This is a genomic window from Parageobacillus sp. VR-IP, assembly GCF_013357975.1.
Classification (GTDB): Bacteria; Bacillota; Bacilli; order Bacillales; family Anoxybacillaceae; genus Saccharococcus; species Saccharococcus caldoxylosilyticus.
Genome location: NZ_JABVYQ010000003.1, coordinates 95,196 through 108,973 on the forward strand (window position 1 = coordinate 95,196; position 13,778 = coordinate 108,973).

At 38.5% G+C, this 13,778-nt stretch carries 11 protein-coding genes and 1 pseudogene; all 12 read left to right on the top strand.

All coding sequences use genetic code 11. The annotated features are described in order from the left end of the window. Positions 1-15: 15 nt before the first annotated feature. The 12 genes and pseudogenes from HT574_RS08640 (at position 16) to HT574_RS08695 (ending at position 13,767) form a co-directional block, all read left to right on the top strand. Positions 16-1,293: a TRAP transporter large permease gene (locus tag HT574_RS08640; protein WP_175244561.1), complete on the top strand. Its 1,278-nt coding sequence runs from the start codon at positions 16-18 to the stop codon at positions 1,291-1,293. 65 nt (positions 1,294-1,358) lie between these two features. After that, complete coding sequence (locus tag HT574_RS08645) at positions 1,359-2,411, top strand: TRAP transporter substrate-binding protein (RefSeq protein WP_175244275.1); 1,053 nt, start codon at positions 1,359-1,361, stop codon at positions 2,409-2,411. A 184-nt stretch (positions 2,412-2,595) separates the two neighbouring features. Continuing rightward, positions 2,596-3,852 carry a nickel pincer cofactor-dependent isomerase, group 22 gene (locus tag HT574_RS08650; RefSeq protein WP_175244562.1) on the top strand — a complete coding sequence of 419 codons (1,257 nt, stop codon included), beginning with the start codon at positions 2,596-2,598 and terminating at the stop codon, positions 3,850-3,852. A 101-nt stretch (positions 3,853-3,953) separates the two neighbouring features. Then, a complete protein-coding gene (locus HT574_RS08655; RefSeq protein WP_175244276.1) occupies positions 3,954-6,152 on the top strand; it encodes a dihydroxy-acid dehydratase domain-containing protein in 2,199 nt (732 codons plus the stop codon). Positions 6,153-6,353: 201 nt separating this feature from the next. Beyond that, positions 6,354-7,130, top strand: coding sequence for an IclR family transcriptional regulator (locus tag HT574_RS08660; RefSeq protein ID WP_017437289.1), 777 nt, complete (start codon positions 6,354-6,356; stop codon positions 7,128-7,130). Positions 7,131-7,204: 74 nt separating this feature from the next. After that, positions 7,205-8,104 (top strand): fumarylacetoacetate hydrolase family protein, encoded by a 900-nt coding sequence (locus HT574_RS08665; RefSeq protein WP_175244277.1) that lies wholly within the window; start codon positions 7,205-7,207, stop codon positions 8,102-8,104. 87 nt (positions 8,105-8,191) lie between these two features. Beyond that, on the top strand, positions 8,192-9,658 hold the full coding sequence (gucD, locus tag HT574_RS08670; protein WP_175244278.1) for an alpha-ketoglutaric semialdehyde dehydrogenase GucD: 1,467 nt from the start codon (positions 8,192-8,194) through the stop codon (positions 9,656-9,658). A 128-nt stretch (positions 9,659-9,786) separates the two neighbouring features. After that, entirely contained in the window at positions 9,787-10,614 is an 828-nt protein-coding gene (larE, locus tag HT574_RS08675; RefSeq protein WP_175244279.1) for an ATP-dependent sacrificial sulfur transferase LarE, read from the top strand. Next, the gene (gene larB, locus HT574_RS08680) at positions 10,611-11,435 is read left to right on the top strand and encodes a nickel pincer cofactor biosynthesis protein LarB (RefSeq protein ID WP_175244280.1); all 825 of its coding nucleotides are present in this window, start codon (positions 10,611-10,613) and stop codon (positions 11,433-11,435) included. Before larE ends, larB begins: the two co-directional genes overlap by 4 nt. Next, on the top strand, positions 11,416-12,687 hold the full coding sequence (gene larC, locus HT574_RS08685; RefSeq protein WP_175244281.1) for a nickel pincer cofactor biosynthesis protein LarC: 1,272 nt from the start codon (positions 11,416-11,418) through the stop codon (positions 12,685-12,687). The genes larB and larC overlap by 20 nt, the downstream gene beginning before the upstream one ends. After that, positions 12,687-12,827, top strand: a pseudogene (locus tag HT574_RS08690) (urease accessory protein); the annotation flags it as partial. The gene larC and the pseudogene HT574_RS08690, both read left to right, overlap by 1 nt. Before the next feature lie 28 nt (positions 12,828-12,855). Beyond that, positions 12,856-13,767, top strand: a complete 912-nt coding sequence (locus HT574_RS08695) for a dihydrodipicolinate synthase family protein (RefSeq protein ID WP_175244282.1) — start codon at positions 12,856-12,858, stop codon at positions 13,765-13,767. The last annotated feature ends 11 nt before the right edge of the window (positions 13,768-13,778 follow it).

Sequence of the window (13,778 nt, forward strand, 5' to 3'; positions counted from 1 at the left end):
CATAATTGGAGGTAGATTATGGTAGGTATATTTTTAGGATCGTTGTTCGGTTCATTAGCTATAGGCATCCCTATTGCTTTCGCACTTATTATAAGTGGTATTGCCTTAATGGTTTTTATGGGAAATTTCGATAGCCAGATTATTGCGCAAAATCTTATAAACGGAGCAAATAACTTTTCATTAATGGCAATTCCGTTTTTTGTCCTTGCTGGTGAGTTAATGAATGCAGGAGGAATATCAAAACGAATTGTTGCTTTTGCAATGTCGCTTGTTGGCCATATACGTGGAGGATTAGGTTTTGTTGCAATTATTGCAAGTGTTTTATTTGCTGGTTTATCTGGTTCGGCAGTAGCCGATACTGCTGCGCTTGGAGCGATTTTAATCCCGATGATGGTTTCCAGGAAATACAATGTTAATCGGTCAACTGGTATTGTTTGTGCCGCCGGAATTATTGCTCCTGTAATTCCTCCTAGTATACCGATGATTATTTTTGGTGTAACAGCAGGCGTCTCTATTACCCAATTGTTTATGGGAGGAATAGTCCCAGGAATTTTAATGGGAGCAGGGTTAATGATTGTGTGGGCGATACTTTCTAGAAGGGATACATGTGAATTGCCGAAAAGAAAAACAACTAAAGAAATTCTTGCTGCAGTACGCGAAGCTATTTGGGCATTGCTATTACCAGTGATTATTATCGGTGGATTAAGAGGAGGGATTTTTACTCCTACCGAAGCAGGAGTTATAGCCGTGTTTTACGCCTTATTGATAGGAACATTGATTTATAGAGAGTTAAAAATTAAAGATTTGTATCAAGTCTTCCTTGCGGCTGCTAAAACAACAAGTGTTGTTATGTTCGTTGCGGCTGCTGCTATGGTTTCGGCCTGGTTAATCACAGTGGCGAATGTACCAGCGGAAATGGCGAATATGCTAGGGGGGTTAGTTAATAAACCTTTACTACTTATGATTATAATTAATATCTTATTATTATTGGTTGGATTGGTTATGGACCTTACACCAGCGATCCTTATCTTTACTCCGGTTTTATTGCCGCTTGCTAAATTAGCTGGAATAGATCCGATTTATTTTGGGATTATTATGGTGATTAATTTATGTATTGGATTGATTACTCCGCCAGTAGGAACAGTTTTATACGTAGGCTGCGGAATCAGCAAACTCAGTTTGTGGGAATTAACTAAGGGAATTTGGCCGTTTTTGATCGTTCACGTTGTAATATTAATGTTGCTGATTTTATTCCCTTCAATAGTTACTGTTCCTTTAGGATGGTTTAACTAGATTTGTTTAGGCAATAGTCATAGGATGGGAGACTGAAAATGAAAAGGATGTTAGGGGGATAAAGTATGAAAAAAATCTTTAAGGCTAGGAAATTTATTGTTAGCCTTCTATCAGTGGGGTTACTTTTTCTAAGCGCTTGTGGTTCTAATGCTACCCAAGGAGGAACAAAGTCTAATAATCATGGAATCCAAGAAAGGATTATTAAAGCAGGAATCGGGCTAAATGAAGATCATCCAGAAGGGCAAGGACTTCTGAAATTCAAGGAAATAGTGGAGAAAAAAAGTGGGGGAAAATTGAAAGTTCAAACGTATTTTAGCGCAACTTTAGGTGATGATTTAAAAATGACCGAGGCGCTGCAAAGTGGCACACAAGAAATTACTATCCCATCAACTTCTCCTTTAGTTGGGATAGTCAAAGAATTCGGTATATTCGATTTTCCATTCCTTTTTAATACTGCAGAAGAAGCGGATGCGATTTTAGACGGACCTATAGGCAAAAAATTGTTAGAAAAACTTCCCGAACATAGGTTGATTGGTCTTGCTTATTGGGAGAACGGGTTCCGGAATGTCACTAATAGCAAACATCCAATTAATACGATAGATGATTTTAAAGGCTTAAAATTACGGACCATGCAAAATCAGGTGCATATTGATGCGTTTAAAAAACTTGGTGCTAACCCAACGCCAATGGCTTTTTCAGAAGTTTTCACAGCTCTTGAAAGCAAAACAGTTGATGGTCAAGAAAATCCATTAGCGACAATTAAATCTAATAAATATTATGAGGTACAAGACTATTTAAGCCTTACTAAGCATGTTTACACACCATTTGTTTTCTTAGTCAGCAAAAAATTCTGGGATAGCTTATCACCAGAAGAACAGAAGATTCTACAGGATGCAGCTGTGGAAGCTGGCAAGTATCAACGAGAGCTTAGTCGTCAGGAAGATAAAAAGGCATTAGAGGAGTTAAAGAAAACCGGTATTAAAATTAATGAAGTAAGTGATGGGGAACGGAAAAAGATGGAGGAAGCCATTAAACCTGTTATCGATAAATATGCTAAAGAATTTGGAGAAGATCTTGTAAATGAAATGTATAGTGAATTGAAAAAAATGCGTAAATAATTACAAAAATTATGGTTGATAATTTATTATTAAACAGGTTTTAAGAAGAGAGTACTTCTACAGAAGGCATAGGATTTAGTATTTGCGTTTCTTCCCTATTTCCTTCAAAGATACGCTGATAGAGAATTCTATTGCTATGGTTTGTTTATGTAATAAAAAAATCAATTTAATAGAGGGAGGAAAAATGGGAATAATTAATGATCTACTCAAAGACGTGCCAATTCCGAAAATGATCAAGATTAGGCAAAACTTTCACGCTCCTGAAATTGCAGATGTTCCTGAAGCAGTCCATAAGAGTATTCAGCAAGCCAATGTTCTCCATAGAATTTCCCCCGGCGATCGAGTGGCAATTGCTGTAGGGAGCCGCGGCGTGGCAGATATAGCCATTATTACTAGGGAAGTCGTAAACGCTGTTAAACAGGTAGGTGGAAATCCTTTCATCGTACCGGCAATGGGTAGTCACGGGGGGGCAACTGCTGAAGGTCAGAAAGAGGTACTAATACACTTGGGAGTTACAGAAGAATTTGTAGGTGCGCCTATTTGTTCTAGTATGGAAGTAGTAGAAGTAGGAAGGTTAGATAATGGGCTTCCAGTTTACACGGATAAACTTGCATATGAGGCAGATAAAATAATTGTCATAAATAGGGTTAAACCACATACCGCTTTTCGGGGGCCAGTTGAAAGCGGATTGATGAAAATGATAACAATTGGTCTCGGTAAGCAAAAAGGTGCCGAAGCAGCCCATAAATATAGCTTTAAGTATATGAGTAAACATGTGATTGAAATGGCAAAAATAGTTATTCGTAAGGCGCCAGTTATTTTTGGTGTAGCTGTTTTGGAAAATGCATATGATCGCCCTGCCAAAATTGTTACAGTCCCAGCCGAGCATATCGAGACAGTGGAACCTGAACTATTGATAAAGGCAAAAGCATTGATGCCCAGAATTATGTTTAGCCCAATTGATGTGCTTGTAGTAGATGAAATAGGGAAGGATATTTCAGGGGATGGAATGGATCCAAATATTACAGGCAGGTACGCTACTCCCTATGCAACTGGCGGCCCGGAAGTGACACGCATAGTGGTATTAAGTTTATCTGAAAAAACACAGGGCAACGCCAATGGTATTGGCCTTGCTGATATCACAACAAATAAAGTTAAGGAACAAATCGTATGGGAAAAAGGATACGCTAATGCTTTAACAAGCACAGTGGTTTCTGTAGTAAAACTACCAATGTGTTTAGAAACAGAAGAATTAGCAGTGAAAGCAGCTATCAAAACCTGCAATGCTTTTGATATGAACAGAGTCAGAATGGTCAGGATAAAAAATACGCTGGTACTTAGAGATATTTGGATTTCTGAGAGTCTCTTAGATGAAGCCAGACAAATGAAGGATATAGAGATTTTATCAGAACCTTTCGAAATGGATTTTTCAATCACTTAGAAAAAATATAATTTCTGTGTCTAGTGTTAACTAACTTTATTCTCATTCAAATTCAAATAGCCACAAACGAATCTTCTATTTACTGGGGAAGGAGTAATATTATGTCAGCGGTTAAATATCCATATATTGAGAGCAAAGTCAATCCATATCGTGATAACGTGCAGGGAAAAGCAAATGAACCTATATGTGTGGCAGGCCTGCTTGATCGTTCTAAACAGATCCTTGGTCCCGAATTAAAAGGAATGCAGCCAGATTGGACGTTGGAAGAAATATATGACAGATTACATAATAATGCTCCTAGAATTGCAATTATAGGAGGATCCGCTGATCACCCTGCTCATATTATGGATTTTCAAACGATCGCTCGAGCCGCCATTCGCATTTGGCAAAATGGAGGAGTTCCGTTTCAATTTTCGACACCAGTAATGTGTGACGGGACGGCACAGAGCAATCAAGGAATGAGTTATTCCCTACAAAGTCGAAATGCTGTTGCACAGATGATTGTTAATCAGATGGAAGCACATAGCTATCATGGGGCTTTTGTTATTCAAGGTTGTGATAAACAACCACTTGGGGTTGTCAGTGCTTTAGCACATCTTGATCGCGTTCGGAGGGAAAGAGGCGAAGCTCCTTTCTTTGCCACTTTTGCTCCGGCGCATGTTTTAAAAGGAGGAACCATTCCCCCGCGCTTATATGCTGAATTAGAAGAAGTTGCCCGGCATGCCGAGTCAATAGGGGAGGAAGATATTGCATACGATTTGCGCGATGCACTTTCATATATTTTGCAATGTTCATCAAACACTGCATTCCAAGGTGTATTGGAAAGAGCAAGAGAAAAAGGGATTATTACAATAGAACAACATGAAGATTATGAAAAACGTTTAGCAGTAGCAACTTGCGATAGTCAGGGTGGGGTGTGCGCATTTAACGGAACTGGCAATAGTTCCAGACATCTCATAGCAGGTTTGGGACTGATTCATCCCGCACTGGAGCTTTTAACTGCTCCGCCTACACAGGAACAAATAAACGCCGCGCTGGATAGCATGGTGCATTTCATTAATAACCCAATATATGGAGTTACTAATATAATGGCCGCGAATATTAAAAATGCCATTAGAATTCATAGTGCTACTGGCGGATCTACCAATATCATGATGCATATTGTGGCAGCAATGCTTTATGGAGGGTACAAGTTTGATTTACGGGAGTACGATAAAATCCATCATGAAGTACCGATTCCAGATTTATTTGACTACAGTTTAACACAAGGAAGAGATATCTACGCTTTAGCCATTCAGTGCTGCAGTGGGAAAATAAGAGGAATGGAAACCGTATTTCATGAGTTGATGAATAACGGAGTTCCAATGGACATTGATGCGCCGACGGTTACGGGAACGACATGGAGAGAAAGACTTTCCGTGAAGAAAGATCAATTGCCAGCCGAAAACGTTCAAAATAATCCGATTATTCTCTCTAAACCAAAACGGCCATTTAGTGGCGTTGATGTTTTATCAGGAAACTTTTTTGAAAGTGCGGTAGTAAAAATTAGCGGAATGTCAACCACACAAATTGATGAGTTCGATAAGAAAATTGCATTTGTTCTATATTATGAGAATGAAGATGACGCAAATGAAGGGCTTCTAGATGTTAATCTGTTAGAAAAACTGAAGTTAAATCGTAGTTTTAATTATAAAAGCTTGATCGCTGTATTAAAACATAATTCTCCGCATCTATTTGATTCGTTAAAAGACAAGGAATATGATGAATTATTCGATACGATGGTGAAAGAAGGTGCACTTAAAATAGCTGTCGTTATATCCGGTCAAGGACCAGAGGCGTTTGGTATGCCGGAAATGTTTACACCAATGCAACATATTAATGCGAACAGACAGTTAAAGCGCATTGCTACTCTCATTAGTGATGGGCGCTATTCAGGTGTAACATACGGTGCGGCTATTGGTCATATGACTCCCGAGGCGATTAAGGGTGGAGGCATACTCTATTTGAAAACAGGAGATCTTCTATATATTGGCCTTCGGGAACGGAAAATTCAGTTTTTAAATGAAAGTGCTTTTCAAGACGGTAAACTTTTATTTGAATTTGAGAGTATTAAACAGAAAAGAAAAGAGATTGCGAAAAACAGACTAGAAAATATGTATAAACGTCAACGGCGTATTGCAGCTAGCAATCGTTTAATTGGGCATACGGATGCTGCAAATGGGGTAGTTCCTTTCTATGTAGCTGAGGAAGCAGTATACGATTATAAAAAAGATGTTATCTTCCCTGTTTATGGAAAATGAAATAGTAAGTAATTAAGGAGGTGAGGGATATTATTAAGTGCCAAACAATGATACTCAAACAGCAAAAAATAAAAATAGTAGGAATTTTTAGTTAGTATTCTTCACTCTCTATATATTATAATTATAAAGTAATTCATGCTAAAAATGTTCTAGAAAACACAGGTATAGTTCCAATATCCATTGTTAAAGAGGGTGAAGAATATGCCATTGATTCAATCTGTTGACCGTGCTCTTCGTATCTTAGATCTATTTGATGAATATGAAACAGAGTTAAAAATTACGGATATTAGCGAAAAAATGCAACTTCATAAAAGTACTGTACATTCACTGTTAAAAACACTCCAACACCACCATTATATAGAGCAGAACCCGGAAAACGGTAAGTATAGATTGGGAATGAAATTGTTTGAGAGAGGAAATTTAGTGATTCGCCATCTTGATATTCGGGCAATTTCCAAGAAGCACCTAATTGATATATCAGTAAAAACTGGTAATACCGTTCATCTTGTTATACTTGATGGGAAAGAAGGAATTTATATTGACAAGGTAGAAGGAACCTCGGGGACAGTTTTATATTCGAGGATTGGAAGGAGAGTTCCTGTTCACAGTAGTGCGGTAGGAAAAGCATTAATTGCTTTCAAAGATGATAAAGAACTTAAAGAATTTTTAAAAGGGTATGTTTATAAGCGTCATACTGCTAACACTATCACTAGTGAAGAACAATTTCTTGCCGAGCTCGAAAAAGTTAGAAAAAATGGCTATGCGCTTGATAATGAAGAAAACGAACCAGGTATTACATGTGTAGCTGTTCCTATTTGGGATCATTCTGGAAATGTTATAGCGGCGATGAGCATATCCCAACCGTCTGCGAAAGTCAATGATTTGGTGCTTAAAGAAGAAGTACAGCTATTAAAAAATGCCGCTAATCTCATTTCTAAAGAGTTGGGGTATTCTAAACATGGCAGTTCACATCTGTAAATACCATTTAGGTTCCTTTTTTGTCGAAATAATAAAACATAGTTTTTTAATATAAAACAAAAGGAGACGAATGTATGAGGATCATTCGATATTTAAACGAAAATTCAGATGCCGTATTAGCTGCTGTGACAGATGATAATCAAATATACCCTCTTCCATTCAACGACTTTATCGATATTATTTATGAAGCAAAAAATGCCGGATTGACCCCTTTAAATTATATTTATGGATTCATTACCGGAAAAAAGAGTTTGCAAAAAGATTTATCTCAATTAAACCTGCTTGTGCCGATTGTTGCGCCTGAGGTTTGGGCTTCAGGTGTAACGTACGAAAAAAGTCGTGAAGCAAGAAATTACGAAACGACAGATAAAGCAAATGGTGGTGAAACATGTTACGACAAGGTATATAACGCGGCAAGACCTGAGATATTCTTGAAATCTACCGCTGCCCGTACTATAGGTCCTAATGAACCGGTTTATTTGCGGAGTGATTCTAACTGGCAAATTCCCGAACCTGAAGTGGGCTTAGTGATAACCAAAGAAGGGGAAATTGTTGGATATACGATTGGTAATGATATGAGCTGCAGAGATATTGAAGGGGAAAATCCTCTTTATTTACCACAGGCTAAAATATGGAAGAATTCCTGTTCGATTGGCCCAGCAGTCCGACTTTCTGAAACGGTAAAAAATCCGTATGATCTTCAAATAACGTGCCGTATATATCGAAACAACCAACTTGTAGTAGAGGAAAGTGCAAATACAAGACAACTAAAAAGAAGATATGATGAATTAGTTTCTTTCTTAATTCGTGATAACAAAGTATTTGATGGAACCGTATTGTTAACGGGTACATCAATAGTTCCGCCAAATCATTTCACCCTTCAAGATCAGGATCGTATTGAGATTGAAATTCCAGAAATAGGTGTGCTTTCAAATCCAGTAAAAGCATTGGCACACAAAACAGTTGTAAAGTAAATATAAAAGTTTTCCTTTATGTTGCAGATAGCAAGGTTATTTAGGTTTCCATATTCAAAAATAATAGGGAATAGGAGTGAAGTTGTTATGACAGTGCAAACAGAAGTAAAAACCTATTTCAACTATATCGATGGAGAATGGGTAAGTTCAGTAACGAATGAAGTGGAAGCAAGCATAAACCCGGCTAATAAAAACGAAGTTGTTGGATATATTCAACGTTCATCTATAGAAGATTTAAACGAGGCAGTGGCAGCAGCGAAACGGGCGCAAAAATCATGGCGGAAACGATCCGGAGTAGAGAGAGGGGAGTATTTATACAGAGCAGCAGATATTCTTGAAAGACGTCTTGAAGAAATTGCGGAAACGATGACAAGAGAAATGGGAAAGACGTTTGGTGAAGCAAAAGCAGAAACAATGAGGGGAGTCCATATATTACGTTATTATGCCGGAGAAGGAGTTAGAAAAATTGGCGATGTTATTCCATCAAGTGATAATGAGGCTTTAATGTTCACTACGCGAGTTCCGCTCGGAGTCGTTGGCGTCATTTCGCCGTGGAATTTCCCTGTAGCTATTCCTATATGGAAGATGGCGCCTGCTCTTGTATATGGAAACACAGTTGTTTTAAAACCTGCAAGCGAAGCTGCTGTAACGGCTGCCAAAGTGATGGAGTGTTTCCATGAAGCCGGTTTTCCGAAGGGAGTCGTCAATATGATATGCGGTCCGGGTTCTGTAATCGGTCAAGGGATCGCGAATCATCCGGATATTAACGGAGTTACGTTTACAGGTTCAAATACTGTAGGAAAACTGGTGGGAAAAGCAGCTTTTGAACGCGGCGCGAAATACCAACTTGAAATGGGTGGAAAAAATCCTGTCATTGTCGCTAAAGATGCGGACTTGGATCTTGCTGTCGAAGGAACGATAAATGGGGGATTGCGTTCAACGGGTCAGAAATGCACTGCTACAAGCCGTGTCTTTGTGGAAAGCGAAGTATATGAAACATTTAAAGAAAAACTTCTCGCAAAAGTAAAGCAACTAAAAATAGGAAATGGGATGGACAGTGAAACATGGATGGGTCCATGTGTAAGTGAGGCGCAATTAAATACCGTTCTCTCCTATATTGAAAAAGGAAAAGCAGAAGGGGCAGATTTAATTTACGGCGGCAAAAGATGTATAGAAGGTGAATTTGCTAACGGCTTTTATGTAGAACCGACTATTTTTGAAAATGTAGACATAAACATGACTATTGCACGGGAAGAAATATTTGGACCTGTGCTTGCATTGATCAAAGTTCATAGCATCGAGGAAGCGTTAGAACTCGCCAATGACACAGAATACGGGTTAAGCGCATCCATTTATACTAAAGATATTAGCAACATTCTCTCGTTTATTAATGAAATAGAAGCTGGATTAGTAAAAGTGAATGCCGAAACAGCTGGAGTGGAGTTTCAAGCTCCTTTTGGTGGTATGAAACAATCAAGTTCTCATTCTAGAGAACAAGGGCAAGCAGCAATAGAGTTTTTTACATCTATTAAAACAGTATTGGTTAAAGCATAAATCATCATGTTCCCCTCATCCATTTTGAGGGGAACATCCTATCACTTCATTAAAGATATTTGTGGCGACCAATATAGTATGTATCCATCTTTTGATAAACGAAGCTGTATCCACGGAGGGATATAAATTTGGAAGAGAACTTATTGGAGACAAAAAAAGAGCATCTTATTCATCTCTTAAGAGATATGGGAAACGTATTGGTGGCTTTTTCGGGTGGAGTAGATAGTACATTCCTGTTAGCGATTGCAAAGCAAGTACTTGGTGATCGCGTGATGGCGGTTACTGCAGTTTCAGAAACGTTTCCGACTAGGGAAGTACAGTTGGCCTCCAAGCTTGCCAAACAAATAGGTGTCAAACACTTGAAGCTTCAAATAAATGAATTAGAAAATTCCGATTTTGTCAAAAATGACTTTACCCGCTGCTTTCATTGTAAGAATCATTTGTACACACAGTTAAAAGAGTTGGTGAAGAAATATGGAGATGTATATACGATTGTTGACGGTTCTAATATGGATGATTTAGGAGAATACCGTCCGGGACTGAAAGCAGCAAGACAACTTGGTGTGCGGAGTCCTCTCCAAGAAGCGAGGTTTTACAAAGATGAAATCCGAATATTGTCAAAGGAAATGGGGCTAGAAACATGGAATAAGCCTTCCTTTGCCTGCTTATCATCACGTATCCCTTACGGAACGAAAATTACAAAAGAGAAAATCGATCAGCTTGATAAATCGGAAGAATTTCTTTTGGAGCTTGGTTTTTATCAAGTTCGTGTTCGCCATCATGGAGAAATAGCAAGAATTGAGGTTTTGCCTGAAGAGATGCCGCGTATCATTCAATATCATCAGGAAATCCATAATAAATTAAGAGAACTAGGATTTCTATATGTAACCCTTGACCTAGGAGGATATAGATCAGGAAGTATGAATGAAGTCTTGAAAAAAGGAATGGTAAAATGAAAGATTCGCTTAGAGAAGTACTTGAGCAATTAAAAGAGGGAAATATCTCTGTAGAAGAAGCATACGAAACATTGCGCACATACGATGATATTGGATATGCAACATTGGACATTCACCGTGAAAAAAGGAAAGGTTTCCCAGAAATAATTTTCGGTGAGGGAAAAAATAAAGAACATTTACTCGGTATTTTCGAAAGATTAATGAAATTCCACAAAAAAGTACTTGCTACACGGATTAATAAGGAAAAGGCAGATTATCTGATAATAAATTTACAAGATCGTTATCCTCTCGAATGCTTTCATTATCATCATGATGCAAGGGTTTTTTATTGGGTTTCTAAAGACTATGTGGAAACAAAAAAACAAGGATACATTGCTGTTGTCAGTGCAGGAACATCAGATTTTGCCGTTGCTGAAGAAGCTGCTGTGACCGCCGAGTTTTTCGGTTGCGAGGTCAAGCGAATATATGATGTAGGTGTGGCTGGCGTTCATCGTTTATTAGATAGAGTTTCTGTTATTGAACAGGCACATGTTGTGATCGTAGTTGCAGGTATGGAAGGGGCGCTTGCGAGTGTAGTGGGAGGACTTGTTTCCAAACCTGTTATTGCTGTACCTACAAGTGTGGGATATGGAGCTAATTTCCAAGGGATTTCCGCTTTGCTTACTATGTTAAATTCATGCGCTAGCGGAGTCTCTGTTGTCAATATTGATAACGGTTTTGGGGCTGGATATTATGCTGCTACTATTCTATCTGTCATTGAACAGTCCGTTGCGAAGGCAATGAAACAAGAGGTGGAGAAAAATGAAGATTCTCTATCTTGATTGTTTTTCGGGAATTAGCGGCGATATGATGGTTGGTGCGTTGGTAGATGCGGGGGTACCACCGGAACGGATTGAAACAGAATTAAAAAAGCTTCCGATTTCAGGATATAAATTACAATGGAGCAAGGTTATAAAAAAGGGAATTTCTGCTACAAAGTTGGATGTAATCCTGGATGATAACTGTGGAGACAAACGTGATGCCTACCCCCACCATCATGATTCGTTAAATCATTCAACCCCGCATTCACATAGGCATTATTCTTACATAGTTGATATGATCAATCATTCAGAATTACATCCGGAAGTAAAGAAACGTAGTCAACAAATTTTTCATGCTATTGCCACGGCAGAGGCAAAAATCCATCATATTCCTGTTGAAAAAGTTCATTTCCACGAAGTAGGTTCAATTGACTCAATCGTTGATATTGTCGCCACTGCTGTCGCGTTAGAAGAGCTTAAAATTGATCAAATCATTTCTTCTCCTATTCCGGTTGGAAGTGGATATATTGATTGTGCGCATGGGACCTACCCTGTTCCAGCTCCTGCGACGTTGGAGATACTTCGAAACGTACCAATCAAGGCTAGCAAATTGCCGTTTGAATTAACAACCCCAACGGGAGCAGGGATTGTGAAAAGTCAAGTGACTTCATTTGGACCAATTCCGACGATGACCATATCGTATATTGGGTATGGTGCAGGAACACGTGATTTACCGAACCAGCCAAATGTTTTACGAGTTGTAGTAGGCGAAATGGCTGATGCTTTGCTAGAACATGAATATTTATTACCTTGGCAACAAGAGATCATTCATATTCTAGAGTGCCATGTAGATGACATGTCGGGGGAGGCGTTGGGATATGTAATGGAAGGGCTTTTTCAAAAGGGGGCACTCGATGTGTTTTATACACCCATTTTTATGAAGAAAAACCGCCCTGGGGTCCTTCTTACTGTTTTGGCTTCGTCCAATAGTGTAGAGGAATGTGAACAATTTATTTTCAAAGAAACGACAACCCTTGGTGTCAGAAAAAATATATGTACAAGAAGTGTTCTGGGAAGAAATAGTGTAAGTATTCCTACACCGTATGGAAATATTCGTGTAAAACAGGCTATTCAAAATGGAAAAATAATAAGACAAGTACCAGAATACGAGGATGTAAAAAAAGCCGCTACCGATCATCAAGCTGCTTTTTTAGAAGTATATACAGCGGTGGTGGAATATGCTAGGAAAAGATCAAGGGGAGAAGAATCGTAATGGAATTAGGTGTATTTTCAACTTTAATGGTCGGACTTTTTTTAGGAATTAAACACTCTTTGGAGCCTGATCACGTAATAGCTGTCTCAACTATTGCCAGCAAAAGTAAAAGCTTGTTTCGCTCCCTGCTGGACGGTATTTTAAATTTATTTTGGAAGGATGAAAGCAATGGATTATAAGTTTAAAGGAATCATCCCACCTGTAGTTACGTTATTTAATAAGGATGGAGAGTTCGATTGGGAAGCCAATTATATGCTTGCGGATCATTTAATCAAAAAAGGCGTTCATGGATTGCTCTATATGGGAAGCATGGGGGAATTCTCTTCTTTGACTGTTGAAGAAAGAAAACTTTTTGTCGAAAAAATGGTTCGATATGTAGATGGGCGTGTCCCTGTTTTAATTGGTACAGGAACTGCCTCATTAAAGGACACTATTTATTTATCACAACACGCTGAGTATATCGGAGCTAACGGTGTACTAGTGGTAAATCCGTTTTATTGGAAATATACGGAGCGCCAATTATATGACTATTATGTAAATGTAGCTAAAAGTATCAAAATTCCTTTGATTATATACAATATTCCTTCACTCACAGGTCAAGATTTATCCCCTAGCCTTATATTAAGGTTAGCAATGGATCAAGAGAATATAGTTGGAGTTAAAGATACGACGGAAAGATTAGGGCATATTCGACAATTAATTGGCATTGCGGAGCAAAGAGCAGATTTCTCTGTTTTTGCCGCTTTCGACGATCTTCTCCTTCCTGCGCTTCAAATGGGGGCAGCTGGCGGAATCAATGGTACTGCTACTTTCTTGCCGGAACTATCTGTCCGATTATTTGAGAGTTTTAAAGCTGGCCAATATCAAACAGCGCTAACTCTAAATGAATCCATCCTCAAGCTTATGTCCATTTATGAGCTTTCCCAACCTTTATTTATTGCGGTTAAGGAAGCAGTTCATCAGCTTATTTTAGGCCATCAAACGAGTCCACGGTTACCTATCGCAGAATACGAAGACTTAAAAAAGGCGGTTCAATTATTTCTAAAACAAAATAATTTATTTTCCTACAGCAATGAATAACTAAACGCGAA